Origin of the sequence: Nocardioides jiangsuensis (assembly GCF_019679455.1) — a bacterium.
Taxonomy (GTDB): domain Bacteria; phylum Actinomycetota; class Actinomycetes; order Propionibacteriales; family Nocardioidaceae; genus Nocardioides_C; species Nocardioides_C jiangsuensis.
The window spans coordinates 1,517,650-1,531,245 of the sequence record NZ_JAIEZQ010000001.1 but is presented as its reverse complement, the minus strand read 5'-3'; the positions used below and the strand labels follow the sequence as shown (position 1 = coordinate 1,531,245).

Sequence of the window (13,596 nt, the reverse complement as noted above, 5' to 3'; positions counted from 1 at the left end):
CGGTCAGGTTCCGAGCCCTCACACCAGAGGTAGACCGAGAACCGAAGGCTGGAGTCTACGAAATGGGTCCCTGGCCACGGCCGACCCGAAACCGGCAGCCAGCTGACTTCGAGCGAATCGCGCTTCACTCGGTAACGTGCAACGCATGCCCATCAAGCTCGAGAACGTCGGGATCGCCGTCCGCGACCTCGAAGCGACGATCGCCTTCTTCACCGACCTCGGGCTTACCGTCCTCGGCCGTGACACTGTCAGTGGAGAGTGGACCGACACAGCCGTCGGCCTCGACGGCAACCACGCCCACATCGCCATGCTCCAGACGCCAGACGGCAACGGTCGTCTCGAGCTCTTCGAGTACATCCACCCCGACGCGATCGAGACGGAGCCCACCCGCCCTAACGAGATCGGCATGCACCGCGTGGCTTTCTCGGTCGACGACATCGACGAGGCCCTCGAGAGCGCCGCGAGGCACGGCTGCCACCCACTGCGCGGCGTGGCGACCTATGGGGACATGTACAAGCTCACCTACGTCCGCGGCCCCAGCGGCATCATCGTCATGCTTGCCGAGGAGCTGAAGACGAGCTGACCCCGGGTCGATCCTCATCGGGCGCCCGGCAGGGCACGTGCCCCATCCGCACCTGATGCGAATTAGCCAAGGGACCGAGTGCCGTCACAGTTGCCAGATGGAACGCCGTTAGCATCCGGGCATGTTCATGCTGCATGGTCGCCTGGCCGCCAGGCCGGGGAAGCGCGACGAACTGCTGGCCCTGCTGGCAGAGGGTGAGCACGACGCGCGGATGCCCGGATGTCGGCTGTATCTGGTTGCGATCGACGAGACCGACGCGGACGGCGTCTGGGTCACCGAGGTGTGGGAGTCCGAAGATGCCCACCGCGCCTCATTGCAGCTGCAGCGGGTCCGAGACCAGATCGCGCGAGCGACGCCAATCCTTGACATCGCGGGCTTCAAGCGCCAACAGCTCGATGCGAGAGCAGGCATTCCCAACTGACCGCCCAGCCGGTCAACGCACGATCTGAGTCACTGCGCGTAGTGCGTCTTTCCGCTGCGTCTGGACGCGACTTCTACGGCCAAACTCGGAACGCTTCGTCTGTCAGCCGCGTTGGCGACAAGCGCGAGGAAGCCGCGCCTGTGCCACGCGATCCAGCTCCGGCCGCTGCCGATGACGACCGCCCGATTTGCAGCCTCCTTCTGGCCCACACTCCAGGCAGGTCCGCGGGGGTGTCTCCGAACTTCCCAACGCATTCTCCACGGACAGCCGCAAACAGCCGGTTCTGGTCGGACGCGGCCGGACAACGACGAAGGGCCCCGACCCGCGTCTGCGCTGGTCAGGACCCTTCGTGTGTGTGGCAGGTGCAGGATTCGAACCTGCGTAGGTATACACCGACGGATTTACAGTCCGCTCCCATTGGCCGCTCGGGCAACCTGCCATGCTGACCCCAGTTGGCCTGTGGCTCAGCGACACGAAAGAATACAGCAGCACCACCCGAGGACTAAATCGCCCCTGAGCTCCTGGAGGAACCGCCGTCATGGCCGACTCGTCGTTCGACATCGTGAGCAAGCTCGACCACCAGGAGATCGACAACGCCCTGAACCAGGCCCAGCGTGAGCTGACCCAGCGCTTCGACTTCAAGAACACCGGCGCCACCATCGAGTGGTCCGGCGACCAGGCGGTCGAGATCACCGCGAACGCCGAGGACCGCGCGCTCGCCGTGCTCGACGTGTTCAAGGACAAGCTGATCAAGCGCAACCAGTCGCTGAAGATCCTCGACGCCGGCGACCCGCGCCAGTCCGGCCGCGACACCAAGATCACCGTCGCGCTCAAGGAGGGGATCAGCCAGGAGCACGCCAAGAAGATCGGCAAGCTGATCCGCGACGAGGGCCCCAAGGGCGTCAAGGTCCAGGTGCAGGGCGACGAGCTGCGCGTCTCGAGCAAGAAGCGCGACGACCTGCAGTCCGTGATCGCCCTGGTCAAGGAGCAGGACTACGACTTCGCGGTGCAGTTCAACAACTACCGCTGACCGTCCCTCGACCCCCGACCCCCTCGCCCCCGTCGTTGAGGCGTCACTCCTTCGGCGTTCAGGCGTCAGTCGTGAGGCGTTGAGGCGTCTGTCGTACGGCGGCCGCGGAACTACTGACCCCTCGTGCCCGCACGACTGACCTCTCGACACCGCACGACTGACCTCTCAACAGGCTCCTCACCGGTCGTTGTCGGGACGGGGACTCCGGTCGAAGCTCGCGACGTTCGGGACCGCGCGCAACGGGGGCTGAGCCTTCTGGTGGCCGACCTCGCCGCCCACCCGGCCGCCGTACGGGCGTCCGTGGTCGGCGTACTCCTCACGGGCGTAGACCATCGTCCACTCGCCGACCTCGAGCCGGGCCCCGGTGCGCAGGATGCGCTCGCGGACCGGCTCGCCGTTGAGGCGGCTGAGACCGGACCGGCCGAGGTGGACCACGACGTACTCGTCGTCGGCGTTCCGGCGGATCTCCGCGTGGTAGGGGTCGAGCCCCTCGAGCACGATGTCGTTGGCCGGGTCGCTGCCGATCGTGGTCACGCCGTGCCGGAGGTGGAAGACGGCCGGCACGTCCCACGGCCAGTGCCCGGGCGGCGCGACGAGGCGCGGATCGCCCCCGCCCTCGGGGTCGTGGGTGGTGGTCACCGGTCCGCGACGCCGGCGCAGGAACGTCGGCGCCAGCGGCAGCGGCGTGGGCGGCGGCCCGAGGTCACCGCTGGGCAGCACCGGGCTCGCGCCTCCGGCGGGGCGACGCAGCGCCAGGGCAGCGAAGGCTCCGCGTCGATGCACCTTCACGTGCCGGGAGCCGGTGACCCGCCGCTGCAGCCACGACGTGCGCGGCACCCCGAGCACCATCAGCTCGGCGCCGTCCGCGACCACCCGCACGGTGAGCCCGTCGTGCGCGAGCTGGTCCGCGATACCCGCCACCATGCGGCGCCCGCGCAGGTCCGCCAGCGCCTGCGGGTTGTCCACGGCGAGCTCCAGCCGGGTTCCCGACCCGCGCAGCCGCGCCTCCACGGCGGGCTCGCCGGACCTGCCCGGGATCAGGGAGATCCGGATGTCGGCGTCGACCAGGAGCCGCCCGGCCATCGCTCAGTTCCCCCGCTCGCGCAGCCGGGCGGTCTCGTTGTCACTGGTCGTGATCCGCAGCGTCCCGTCGATCTTCCAGGTCGCCCGCGGGGCGTCGACCCCGGTGTCGCGCGGCACCTCGACGGTCATGTCGACGAAGCTGTAGTTGACCGCGGCGTCGCGGCCGGTGAGGAACGTCCACATCTGACGCCCCAGGTCGGTCCAGTCCACGACGTCCGGCTGGAGCACACGGTTCTCGGTCATCTCACTACCTCCTGCTGGTGCGGGGGCCGGACCGGCCGCCGCCACGGAAAACAGGCTCTTTCTTAAACAGCCTGTTTAGATTTATGCTTCTAGCATGGACACGGTGCAGAAGATTCCGCAAGACCCCGCGGCGGCTTTCTCGATCAGCGACCTCGCGGAGCGCACCGGGCTGTCGGCGGCGACACTGCGCACCTGGGAGACGCGGCACGGCTTCCCCGAGCCGGTACGGCGTCCCGGCGGGCACCGCCGCTACACCGAGCACCACGTCAGCCAGGTGCGCCAGGTCCTCGAGCACCGCGCCCGCGGCCTCACCCTCGAGGCCGCCATCGCGGCGACGACCCGGGAGTCCGCGGCCACCGACCACTCGGTGTTCGCCGGCGTCCGCCGCCGCCACCCCGCCCTGGTCACCCGGACCCTGCGCAAGTCCACGCTGCTCGCCCTCACCCACGCGATGGAGGACGAGTGCTGCGCACGTTCCCGCGAGCCGCTGCTGGTCGCCGGCTTCCAGGACGAGCGCTTCCTCCGGCAGGCCGAGGCCCGCTGGCGCGAGCTGTCCCGTACGGCGCACGCCGCCGTCGTCTTCGCCGCCCTCACGGCCCCGCACGAGTCGGGCGCCGGCACGCCGCTGCGGGTCCACCTGCCCGACCGGGCGGCCATGCGCCGCGAGTGGTTCCTGGTCTGCGACGCTCCGGACTTCCCGGCGTTCCTGTCGGCGTGGGAGGTCCCCGGCCAGCAGGCCGTCCGCGACGCCGACCGCCGCTTCGAGGCCGTGTGGAGCCTCGACCCCACCGTCGTACGGGAGGCCGCGCGGATCGCCCTCACCCTGGCCCGCGAGCTCGCTCCCGAGCGGGCCGACGAGCTGCCCGCGCCCCCGGAGTGGGCACCGCGGGAGGTCTCGGCCGACCTGCGCGAGGCGACCTCGATGTTCGACCGGATGCTGACCTACGTCGACCGTGCGCGGCCCTGATGCTCCGACCGAGTGACCTCTCGACGCCGACGGACTGACGCCTCAACGCCGAACGAGTGACCTCTCAACGCCGAAGGTCGGGGCTCAGAAGATGGCGAGGACGGGGTCGAGGAGGAGGCCCGGGAACACCGAGAGCACGACACCGGCGGCGAAGGTCATCCCGACCGCGACACCGACCCCGTTCGGCACGTCGTACGTCGACCGGCCCGGGACCTCCGCGGGACGGAACAGCTCCACCAGCCAGCGGGCGTAGTACACGAGGCCGATCGCGACGTTCACGGCCATCACCACCGCGAGCCAGGTGACCGCGCTCGACACGGAGGAGAACACCACGACCTTCGCGAGCAGGCCGACCACGCCCGGCGGCAGGCCGGCCAGCGCGACCAGCGCGAAGACCAGCGCCCACCCGGCCAGCGGCTCCTCGCGGACCAGCCCGCGGTAGTCGGTCAGCCGCTGCCGCGGGTGCCGGGTGCCGACGACCGCGGCGACGGCGAACGCGCCGAGGTTGACGAACGCGTAGATCGCGAGGTACCCCACCGAGGCGCCGAGCGGCTCCAGGCCGCCCGCCCCGGAGCCGGCCGCGCCGGCCGAGCCGGCCGCGCCGGCCGCGCCGACCGCGGCGAACGGCACCAGCATGTACCCGGCCTGCGCCACCGACGACCAGGCGAGCAGCCGCACCGCGTGCTGCTGCCCGAGCGCCAGCACGTTGCCGACGGTCATGGTCAGCGCCGCGAGCACCGCCACGAGCGGGGCCCAGACCGGTGCGAGGTCCCGCAGCCCGAGGCCGAGCACCAGCATCAGCCCGACGAAGCCGGCCGCCTTGGACACCACCGAGAGGTAGGCCGCGACCGCGACGGGCGCCCCCACGTAGGTGTCGGGCACCCACATGTGGAAGGGCACCGCGGCCACCTTGAACGCCAGGCCCACCACGGTGAGCAGGGCGCCGGCCACGGCCACCTCGCGCGGCCCGGCGCCGGTGACGAGGGCCTGGTCGACCTGGGTGAGGAACATCGACCCGGTGGCGCCGTACACCAGCGAGACACCCATCAGCATCACCGCGGTGGAGACCACCGAGACCAGGAAGAACTTCATCGACGCCTCGGCCGCGCGGGGATCGTCCCGGCGCAGACCGACCATCGCGAACGCGGGCAGGGAGACCACCTCGAGCGCGACCACCAGGGTGACCAGGTCGCGGGAGGCGGCGATCGCCATCGCGCCCGTCGCGGAGCAGAGCAGCAGGAAGTTCCACTCCCCCTGCGGGGTGCGGCCCTCGGCCACGGCGGCGGTTCCGAGCAGCGCGACCACCGCGGTCCCGAAGAGCACCACCCCCCAGAACACCAGGGTCACCGGGTCCACCACGAAGGAGCACGCCGCGGGCCCCTCCAGGACGCCGCCGACGCAGAACGTGGAGCGTCGCTCCCCCCACAGCCGCACCGCGGGGACGGCGGCCGCGGCCACGCCGGCCAGGGTGAGCGCGGCGGGCACGAGCGCCTGCCTCCGGGACCGGGGCGGGCCCGCGAACGCGTCGGCGAGCAGCACGACGACCGCGGCGCACGCGACCACGAGCACCGGGGCCACCGCGAGCCAGTCGATCGCCTGGACGCCACCGCCGAGGTCCACCATCACAGCCCTCCGAAGAACGCGGCGACGGCGTCACCGACCGGCGTGAGCAGGAGTCCGGGCGCGACGCCGAGGACCAGGGTGAGAGCGAGCAGCGGCGACCACGCCACCCACTCCAGCGCGTGCAGGTCCGGGGTCCGCACCGCCGAGACGTCGTCGGCCACGGCCGGCGCGACGAGCTCGACGGTCGCGTCGACGCCGTGCACCGGCCGCACCGGGCCGCCCTGGAGCATGCCGCGGATCACCGCGAGGAAGTAGGCCGAGGTGAGGATGATGCCGAGCGCGGCGACGAACGCCAGCCAGGCGTACGTCGTCCCGGGCAGCGCGGCGGCCGGGTCCACGGCGGACCGGATCGCGAGCATCTCGCCCCAGAACCCGGCCAGCCCGGGCAGGCCCAGGGAGGCCATCGCGGCGAACGCGAACACCCCGGCCAGCCGCGGGACCCGGCCGTAGAGCACCCGGAGCCGGGCGAGGTCGGTGGTGCCGTAGCGGTCCTTGATCGCGCCGGCGACGAAGAACAGCAAGCCGGTGATCAGCCCGTGCGCGACGCTGGCGTAGACCGCCGCCTGCACGCCGTCGACGGTGAACGTCGCCGCGCCGAGCACCACGAAGCCCATGTGGCCCACGCTGGAGTAGGCGATCAGCCGCTTGAGGTCGGTCTGCGCGAGACACGCCAGCGCGGCGTACACGATGCCGACCACGGCCAGCGCCGCGACCACGGGCACCAGCAGCCACTCCGGCGAGGTGAGCGGCATCCAGAACCGGACGAAGCCGTAGGTGCCGAGCTTGAGCAGCACCGCCGCGAGCACCACGGACCCGACCGTGGGGGCCTTGGAGTGGGCGTCGGGCAGCCAGATGTGCAGCGGCCACAGCGGGGTCTTCACCGCGAGGCCCAGCGCGACCAGCAGGCTGGCGGTCAGCGCGAGCGGGCCGGAGGCGTCGTACGACGCGGCGGTCCCCACGATGTCGAAGGTGCCGGTGCGCGTGCGGGCGACCAGGAAGCCGACCAGCATCAGCGCGGAGCCGGTCACGGTGAAGACCAGGAACCGTACGGCGGCGCGGTGCCGGCCCGGCTCGTCGTGCTCGTCGCCCCAGGTGTGGATCACGAACCACATCGGGATCAGCGCGACCTCGAAGAAGACGAAGAACAGCACCATGTCGAGCGCCAGGAAGCTGCCGAGCACGCCGGACTCGATCACCAGCAGCAGCACCGCGAGCCCGACCCGGCCGCCACCCGGCGGGTCGTGCCGCACCAGCGCCACGAGGCAGCAGGCGAAGATCAGCGTCGTCATCAGCACCAGCGGCGCGGAGATCCCGTCCACGCCGAGGCGCCAGCCGATGCCCATGCTCGCGACCCAGTCCACGTCGACCGTGCTGCCCGGCGTCAGGCCGCCGTCGTACGACGACACCGTCCACACCGACCAGGCGAGGGTGACCAGCGACCCGGTCACCGCGGCGGCGACGGCCGCCCGCTCGCGCCGGGAGAGGAGGCCGGTGAGCAGCGCGAAGAGCGCGGGCACGGCGAGCAGCCCGTTCAGGGCGACGGCGGTCCTCACGCGACCACCCCGGCCACCACCGCGAGCGCGCAGGCACCGACCACGACCACCATCAGGTAGCCCTGGACGTTCCCGTTCTGCGCCAGCCGAAGCACCCGGCCCAGGCCCCACGCGCCCGCCGCGGCGCCGTCGGCGTAGGCGTCGATCACGTCGCGGTCACCGGCCCGGGCGAGCCGGGCCAGGCGCATCACGGGGCGGACCAGCCCGATGTCGTAGACCCGGTCCACCTGCGGCTGCGGCAGGACCCGGGGCCGCCACGGGTCGCGGCCTCCGCTGCGGCGCCAGGCCCGGACCACGACCGCGGCGGTCAGCGCGACGAGGACCGTCATCACCAGCCCCAGCTCCGGGTGCAGCAGGTGGTACTCGCCGGATCCGAGGACCGCCTCGGGGTAGACCACGACCAGGCCGCCGAGGGCGGTCGGCAACGCCAGCAGGTACAGCGGGACCTTCATCGACGGCGGCGCCTCCGCGATCTCGGGCACCTCGCCCTCGGCCAGGTCGGCGCCGGCGGGGCTGCCGAGGAAGACCATCAGCCAGGCGCGCAGGGAGTAGGCGACGGTGAGCACCGCGGTGACCACCGCGGAGGCGAAGAGCAGCCACGCCAGCCAGGGCCACACCAGCCGCCCGTGCAGCGCGGCGTCCCAGGTGGCGCCGATGACCGCGTCCTTGGTGAAGAAGCCGACCAGCGGGACGACGCCGGCCAGCGCCCCGAAGCCGATGCTCATCGTGAGGAAGGTGTCCGGCAGCTTGTCGCGCAGCCCGCCCATCGCGGTCATCGACGTCGAGCCGACCGCGTGCACCACCGCCCCCGCGGCGAGGAACAGCAGCGCCTTGAACGCGCCGTGCGCGAGCAGGTGCAGCACCCCGGCGGACCACGCGCCCACCGCGAGCGCGCCGAACATGTAGGCGAGCTGGCTCACCGTCGACCAGGCCAGCACCCGCTTGAGGTCGGAGGTGAACAGCGCGTAGAACGCGGCGAGGAGCATGGTGACCGCGGCGACGAGAGCGAGCAGGTTCAGCGCCGCCGGGGCGCTGAGGAACAGCGGGTAGGTGCGGGCGACCAGGAACACCCCGGCGGCGACCATCGTCGCGGCGTGGATCAGCGCCGAGATCGGCGTGGGGCCCGGCATCGCGTCGGGCAGCCACGTGTGCAGCGGGAACTGCGCGGACTTGCCGACCACGGCCGCGGTGAGCAGCACCGCCGGGAGCCACAGGTCGTCGCGGCCGAAGCCCCCGTCGGCGATCGCGGCCATCACGGTGCTGATCCGGTAGCTGTCGAAGCGCAGGCCGAGCACGAGGATCGCGAACAACAGGCCGAGGTCCGCCGTACGCGTCATCAGGAACGCCTTGACCGCCCCGGCCCGGGCCTCGGGGAGCTCCCAGTGGTGCGAGATCAGGAAGTAGGAGCAGGCGCCCATCAGCTCCCAGCCGACGAGCAGCACCCACAGGTCGTCGGCGACCACGACCAGCGTCATCGCGCCGGTGAACAGCGAGACCAGCGCGGCGTACGACGGGTAGCGCGGGTCGCCGTGCATGTAGCCCAGCGAGTACACCTGGACGAGGAACGCCACCGTGTGCGCGAGGAGCAGCAGCACCGCGCTGAGCGGGTCGACGTAGAACGCGAGCTCGATCGGCGGTCCGGCCGCGGTCGTGGCGGCGAAGACGTGCGCGAGCGGGGTGGCGTCGCCGAGGTGCGGGAAGGCGACCACGCCGGCCAGCGCCAGGCCGAGTGCGCCGGCACCGACCGCGATCCCCCGCTCCGCCACCTCCCCGCCGTGGCCGACGAGCAGGGACAGCCCGGCCGACGTGAACGGGACCAGGACCACCAGCAGCACCACCCAGATCATCGCTCGGCCACCGCCGGCTCCTCGCGGTCGGCGAGCTCGCGCATGGTGTCCACGTCGATCTGCCCGTGGGTGCGGAAGACCAGCAGCACGATGGCGAGGCCGAGGCCGATCTCGGCGGCGGCGATCACGATCACGAACAGCGCGAACGTCTGGCCGCCGTGCAGCACGTCGCGGAAGTAGGCGTCGAAGGCCACCAGGTTGAGGTTCACCGCGTTGAGCATCAGCTCCACGCCCATCAGCACGAGCACCGCGTTACGGCGCACCAGGACGCCGTACACGCCGATCGCGAAGAGCAGGCTCGACAGCAGCAACGGCCACCACAGCGGCATCACTCACCGCCCCGGCGGCCGGTCCCGCGCGAGAGCACGATCGCCCCGACGAGGGCGGCGAGCAGCAGCACGCTCAGCACCTCGAACGGCAGCACCCACTGCTGGAAGATCGTCGCGCCGGTGGTCTGCGCGGACCCGACGACCGCGCCGTCGAGGTCGAGCTCGACCCCGTGGAAGCCGGCCACGACGGTGGTGCCGAGCACCGCGAGGACCAGCCCCGCCACCGCGACCGCGGGCAGCGCCCGCCGGGCGTCGAGGTCGGGCTGCGGCCCGGTCGGCGCCTTGGTCAGCATCAGCGCGAACAGCAGGAGCACGACGACCGCGCCCACGTAGATCAGGATCTGCACCCACGCCACGAACTCCGCGGCGAGCAGCAGGAAGATCCCCGCGACCGCGCCGAGCGTGACCACGAGCCACAGCGCGGCGTGCACCATCGTCCGGGTGGTCACGACCAGCAGCGCCGACCCGGCCGCGACCAGGCCGAGCAGCAGGAACAGCACCTCGACCACCGTCACGGCGTCGGCCGTCCCTGCCGCTCCGCGGCCTTCTGCGCGGTGGTGATCTCCTTCGCGGGCTCGGCGCCCTCGTCGAGCGCGGCCGGTGCGGGCACCGTCCACATCCACTCCCGCAGCCGCTCCTTCTCGTGGGTCAGCTCGCGGATGTCGAGCTCGGCGTACTCGAACTCCGGGCTCCAGTGCAGCGCGTCGAAGGGGCAGACCTCCACGCAGATCGAGCAGTACATGCAGATCGAGAAGTCGATCGCGAACCGGTCCAGGACGTTGCGGCTCTTGTCCCGGCCGCCCTCGGTCGTCGCCGGGATCGTGTCCTTGTGGGAGTCGATGTAGATGCACCACGCCGGGCACTCGCGGGCGCACAGCATGCAGACCGTGCAGTTCTCCTCGATCAGCGCGATCACCCCGCGGCTGCGCGGCGGCAGCTCCGGGAGCGCGTCCGGGTAGTGCGCGGTGACCGACCGCTTCGTCATCGTGCGCATGGTCACCGCCAGGCCCTTCAGGAGGCCCTTGCCGGGGAAGCTCACGAGCTCATCACCACCACTCCGATCGCCGTGACCGCCAGCTGGAAGAGCACCAGCGGGACCAGTCCTTGCCAGGCCAGCCGCTGCAGCTGGTCCTCCCGCAGGCGCGGGTAGGCCACCCGCACCCACACCACCACGAACGCCACGAGGCCGGTCTTGGCCAGCGTCCACAGCCAGCCGACCTGGTCCTCCCACGGCCCGTGCCACCCGCCGAGGAACAGCACCGCGGTGAGCGCGGAGAGCACCACGATCCCGGCGTACTCCGCGAGGATGAACAGCGCGAACCGCAGCCCGCCGTACTCGGTGTACGGGCCGAAGACGAGCTCGGCGTCGGCGACCGGGATGTCGAACGGCGGGCGCTGCAGCTCGGCGAGACCGGCCACGAAGAAGACGAGCGCCGCGGGGGCCTGCCAGAGCAGCCACCACGGGTTCCACGCCTCGACGATGCCGGTCAGCGACAGGGTGCCGGCGGCCATCGCCACCGACGCGGCGGCGAGCACGAACGGCAGCTCGTAGGCCATCAGCTGCGCGGCGACCCGGATCCCGCCGAGCAGGCTGAACTTGTTGGCGCTCGACCAGCCGCCCATCAGGGTGCCGACCACGCCCACGCCCATCACGGCGACCACGAAGAACAGGCCGATGTCGAGGTCCTGGCCGACCAGCCCGGGGCCGATCGGGATCGCGACCATCGCGACCAGGTACGGCAGCAGCGCGACGGCCGGGGCCATCTTGAACACGGTCCGGTCCGCGGCCGCGGGGACCACGTCCTCCTTCTGCACGAACTTCACCCCGTCGGCGACGAGCTGCGCCCAGCCGTGGAAGCCGCCGGCGTACATCGGGCCGACCCGCGACTGCATGTGTGCCATGGCCTTGTGCTCGACCTGGCCGACGAGCAGCGGGACGACGAGGAAGGCGAGCAGCACGACGGCCACGCGCAGCAGCACCTCGACCAGCTCAGCCATCCTCTCCACCCCCCTGGCCGGGGCTGCCGGGCCCGTCCACGGCCGCGCCCCCTCCGTCGTCCGGTCGCGAGGCGGCGCGCGGCGTGCGGCGGGGTCGTGCGGCGGGGCCGCTGGGGGTGGCCGCGGCGAGGGGGTCGGGGGCGGGGCTGCCGGGCTCCCGGGGCCCCCACTGCTCGGGCTCGGGGACGCCGGCGGGGCGGGTACGGCGGCGCCCGGCGGCGGCCGCGTGCCCCGCGTCGCTCTCCCCCGGCTCCTTCGCGCCGGGCCAGGGCTTGGCGACGCGGGAGGCGAGGACGAAGTCCTTGCGCAGCGGGTGGCCCTCGAAGTTCTCGGGGAGGAGCAGCTTCTCCAGCGGGAGCGGGTCGCCCTCGACGGTGAAGTCGAGGCCGAACATCTCGTGCGTCTCGCGCTCGTGCCAGCGGGCTCCGGCGAACAGGTGCGCCACCGAGGGCACCGACGCGGCGTCGCGCGCGACCAGGGTGCGCAGCACGAGGTGGTCGACCGCGCCGGGGCGGTGGTCGGCCAGGTGGCACACCACCCGGAACCCGTCGGTGAGCTCGTCGACCGCGGACAACCAGTCGAAGAAGGTGCAGTCGAGGCCGTCGCGGGCGACCTCGACGGCGGCCACCCAGTGCTCGAGGGGTACGTCGACCGTGACCGGGCCGAACCCGTCGTCGACCGTGGCCGCGTCCCCGAAGGTCTCCGCGAAGGCGGCCCGGACGCGTCCCGGCCAGAGCTCGGTGGAGCGGCTCACGTGACCGCCCCGGGCGGCGGTGCGACGAGCCCGCGCGTCACCGACGCGGCGTCGTCGCGGCGGTACCGGTCGGGCAGCGACTCGCCGTCGATCTTCTCCTGGAGCTTGAGGATGCCCTGCAGCAGCGCCTCGGGGCGCGGCGGGCAACCGGGCACGTACACGTCGACCGGGATGACCTGGTCCACGCCCTTGGTCACGCAGTAGGAGTCCCAGTAGGGACCACCGGAGTTCGCGCAGGAGCCGAACGAGATCACGTACTTGGGTTCGGGCATCTGCTCGTAGAGCCGTTTGATCGCCGGCGCCATCTTGTCGGTGACCGTCCCGGAGACCACCATCAGGTCGGCCTGGCGCGGGCCGGGCGCGAACGGGATCACGCCGAGCCGGATGAAGTCGTGGCGGGCCATCGACGTGGCGATGAACTCGATCGCGCAGCAGGCGAGCCCGAAGTTGAACACCCACAGGGAGTACTTCCGCCCCCAGTTCAGCAGGTACCGCGCCGGCTTCGGCGCGAGCTTCTGCAGCCCGCCCAGGCTCGGCGCGGGCCCGTGGTGGGGCATGCCCAGGTCGGTGACGGTCGGCGCCACCGCCCCGGGCGTGGAGGAGGTCAGGTCCACGTCAGCACCCCCTTCCGCCACGCGTAGACGAGGCCGACCGCGATGAAGCCGATGAAGACGCCCATCTCCCCGACGGAGATCCAGCCGAGGCCGCCGAACACCGTGGCCCACGGGAAGAGGAAGACCGCGTCCACGGCGAAGATCACGTAGAGGTAGGCGTAGACGTAGTAGCGCACGTGGCTCTGCGCCCAGCCCTCGCCGACGGGGTCGACGCCGCACTCGTAGGTGAGCATCTTCTCCGCGGTCCGGTGGGTCGGCCGCAGCAGCCGGTTGCTGGTGAACATGGCCACCACGAGGCCCACGCCGAGGGCGAGAATCGCCAGCAGCGGCAGGTAAGCCGTGTAGTAGTCCGCCACGGGGCGAGTCTAGGGCCCCGGGTGCCGACCCGCACCGACCCTGCACCGCCCGCGCACGTCGTGCGGCATGGCTCGTTCACATGCGCACTTTGCGTAGGTACGGTGCTGGGGTCCGACCTAGCCCTTGACGAAAGCAACCATCCGCCGACGTACGGCGTCTGTTTGTGCAAGAGAGGACGCCACAGGGGCAGGTCC

Annotated in this window: 16 protein-coding genes and 1 tRNA gene; 4 read left to right on the top strand and 13 right to left on the bottom strand. The window is 71.9% G+C overall.

What is annotated here, in order from left to right; translation table 11 throughout:
- Positions 1-145: 145 nt before the first annotated feature.
- Both K1X13_RS07255 and K1X13_RS07250 read left to right on the top strand, forming a co-directional pair.
- Positions 146-583 carry a VOC family protein gene (locus tag K1X13_RS07255; RefSeq protein ID WP_221024265.1) on the top strand — a complete coding sequence of 146 codons (438 nt, stop codon included), beginning with the start codon at positions 146-148 and terminating at the stop codon, positions 581-583.
- Positions 584-704: 121 nt separating this feature from the next.
- On the top strand, positions 705-1,004 hold the full coding sequence (locus K1X13_RS07250) for an antibiotic biosynthesis monooxygenase family protein (protein ID WP_221024264.1): 300 nt from the start codon (positions 705-707) through the stop codon (positions 1,002-1,004).
- 356 nt (positions 1,005-1,360) lie between these two features.
- On the opposite strand, the gene K1X13_RS07245 is transcribed toward K1X13_RS07250, so the two are convergent.
- Positions 1,361-1,443: transfer RNA gene (locus tag K1X13_RS07245), tRNA-Tyr, on the bottom strand.
- Positions 1,444-1,542: 99 nt separating this feature from the next.
- Here K1X13_RS07245 and K1X13_RS07240 point away from each other — a divergent pair.
- On the top strand, positions 1,543-2,034 hold the full coding sequence (locus tag K1X13_RS07240) for a YajQ family cyclic di-GMP-binding protein (RefSeq protein ID WP_221024263.1): 492 nt from the start codon (positions 1,543-1,545) through the stop codon (positions 2,032-2,034).
- A gap of 177 nt (positions 2,035-2,211) precedes the next feature.
- Here the strand turns inward: K1X13_RS07240 and K1X13_RS07235 are convergent, their stop codons facing one another.
- Entirely contained in the window at positions 2,212-3,117 is a 906-nt protein-coding gene (locus K1X13_RS07235) for an FHA domain-containing protein (protein ID WP_221024262.1), read from the bottom strand.
- Between the two features lie 3 nt (positions 3,118-3,120).
- On the bottom strand, positions 3,121-3,360 hold the full coding sequence (locus K1X13_RS07230) for a hypothetical protein (RefSeq protein WP_221024261.1): 240 nt from the start codon (positions 3,358-3,360) through the stop codon (positions 3,121-3,123).
- Between the two features lie 103 nt (positions 3,361-3,463).
- On the opposite strand from K1X13_RS07230, the gene K1X13_RS07225 reads away from it, so the two are divergent.
- Complete coding sequence (locus K1X13_RS07225) at positions 3,464-4,327, top strand: DICT sensory domain-containing protein (RefSeq protein ID WP_221024260.1); 864 nt, start codon at positions 3,464-3,466, stop codon at positions 4,325-4,327.
- Positions 4,328-4,411: 84 nt separating this feature from the next.
- On the opposite strand, the gene K1X13_RS07220 is transcribed toward K1X13_RS07225, so the two are convergent.
- Genes K1X13_RS07220 through K1X13_RS07175 form a run of 10 tightly spaced genes read right to left on the bottom strand, consistent with a single transcriptional unit; the run spans position 4,412 to position 13,401 of the window.
- Positions 4,412-5,950, bottom strand: a complete 1,539-nt coding sequence (locus tag K1X13_RS07220) for an NADH-quinone oxidoreductase subunit N (protein ID WP_221024259.1) — start codon at positions 5,948-5,950, stop codon at positions 4,412-4,414.
- A complete protein-coding gene (locus K1X13_RS07215) occupies positions 5,950-7,503 on the bottom strand; it encodes a complex I subunit 4 family protein (RefSeq protein ID WP_221024258.1) in 1,554 nt (517 codons plus the stop codon). Before K1X13_RS07215 ends, K1X13_RS07220 begins: the two co-directional genes overlap by 1 nt.
- Positions 7,500-9,350: an NADH-quinone oxidoreductase subunit 5 family protein gene (locus tag K1X13_RS07210; protein ID WP_225914541.1), complete on the bottom strand. Its 1,851-nt coding sequence runs from the start codon at positions 9,348-9,350 to the stop codon at positions 7,500-7,502. Before K1X13_RS07210 ends, K1X13_RS07215 begins: the two co-directional genes overlap by 4 nt.
- On the bottom strand, positions 9,347-9,679 hold the full coding sequence (gene nuoK, locus K1X13_RS07205) for an NADH-quinone oxidoreductase subunit NuoK (RefSeq protein WP_221024257.1): 333 nt from the start codon (positions 9,677-9,679) through the stop codon (positions 9,347-9,349). Before nuoK ends, K1X13_RS07210 begins: the two co-directional genes overlap by 4 nt.
- Entirely contained in the window at positions 9,679-10,194 is a 516-nt protein-coding gene (locus K1X13_RS07200; RefSeq protein ID WP_308249443.1) for an NADH-quinone oxidoreductase subunit J family protein, read from the bottom strand. The genes nuoK and K1X13_RS07200 overlap by 1 nt, the downstream gene beginning before the upstream one ends.
- The gene (locus K1X13_RS07195; protein ID WP_221024256.1) at positions 10,191-10,718 is read right to left on the bottom strand and encodes a NuoI/complex I 23 kDa subunit family protein; all 528 of its coding nucleotides are present in this window, start codon (positions 10,716-10,718) and stop codon (positions 10,191-10,193) included. Before K1X13_RS07195 ends, K1X13_RS07200 begins: the two co-directional genes overlap by 4 nt.
- A complete protein-coding gene (gene nuoH / locus K1X13_RS07190; RefSeq protein ID WP_221024255.1) occupies positions 10,715-11,677 on the bottom strand; it encodes an NADH-quinone oxidoreductase subunit NuoH in 963 nt (320 codons plus the stop codon). The genes K1X13_RS07195 and nuoH overlap by 4 nt, the downstream gene beginning before the upstream one ends.
- Positions 11,670-12,431, bottom strand: coding sequence for an NADH-quinone oxidoreductase subunit C (locus tag K1X13_RS07185; RefSeq protein WP_221024254.1), 762 nt, complete (start codon positions 12,429-12,431; stop codon positions 11,670-11,672). Before K1X13_RS07185 ends, nuoH begins: the two co-directional genes overlap by 8 nt.
- Positions 12,428-13,045 (bottom strand): NADH-quinone oxidoreductase subunit B, encoded by a 618-nt coding sequence (locus tag K1X13_RS07180; RefSeq protein ID WP_308249442.1) that lies wholly within the window; start codon positions 13,043-13,045, stop codon positions 12,428-12,430. The genes K1X13_RS07185 and K1X13_RS07180 overlap by 4 nt, the downstream gene beginning before the upstream one ends.
- Positions 13,036-13,401, bottom strand: coding sequence for an NADH-quinone oxidoreductase subunit A (locus tag K1X13_RS07175; RefSeq protein WP_308249441.1), 366 nt, complete (start codon positions 13,399-13,401; stop codon positions 13,036-13,038). Before K1X13_RS07175 ends, K1X13_RS07180 begins: the two co-directional genes overlap by 10 nt.
- Positions 13,402-13,596 lie beyond the last annotated feature (195 nt).

Coding starts and splice junctions, on each gene's coding strand:
- K1X13_RS07255 (WP_221024265.1), top strand. CDS start 146: ATGCCCATCAAGCTCGAGAACGTCGGGATCGCCGTCCGCGACCTCGAA.
- K1X13_RS07250 (WP_221024264.1), top strand. CDS start 705: ATGTTCATGCTGCATGGTCGCCTGGCCGCCAGGCCGGGGAAGCGCGAC.
- K1X13_RS07240 (WP_221024263.1), top strand. CDS start 1,543: ATGGCCGACTCGTCGTTCGACATCGTGAGCAAGCTCGACCACCAGGAG.
- K1X13_RS07235 (WP_221024262.1), bottom strand. CDS start 3,117: ATGGCCGGGCGGCTCCTGGTCGACGCCGACATCCGGATCTCCCTGATC.
- K1X13_RS07230 (WP_221024261.1), bottom strand. CDS start 3,360: ATGACCGAGAACCGTGTGCTCCAGCCGGACGTCGTGGACTGGACCGAC.
- K1X13_RS07220 (WP_221024259.1), bottom strand. CDS start 5,950: ATGGTGGACCTCGGCGGTGGCGTCCAGGCGATCGACTGGCTCGCGGTG.
- K1X13_RS07210 (WP_225914541.1), bottom strand. CDS start 9,350: ATGATCTGGGTGGTGCTGCTGGTGGTCCTGGTCCCGTTCACGTCGGCC.
- nuoK (WP_221024257.1), bottom strand. CDS start 9,679: ATGCCGCTGTGGTGGCCGTTGCTGCTGTCGAGCCTGCTCTTCGCGATC.
- nuoH (WP_221024255.1), bottom strand. CDS start 11,677: ATGGCTGAGCTGGTCGAGGTGCTGCTGCGCGTGGCCGTCGTGCTGCTC.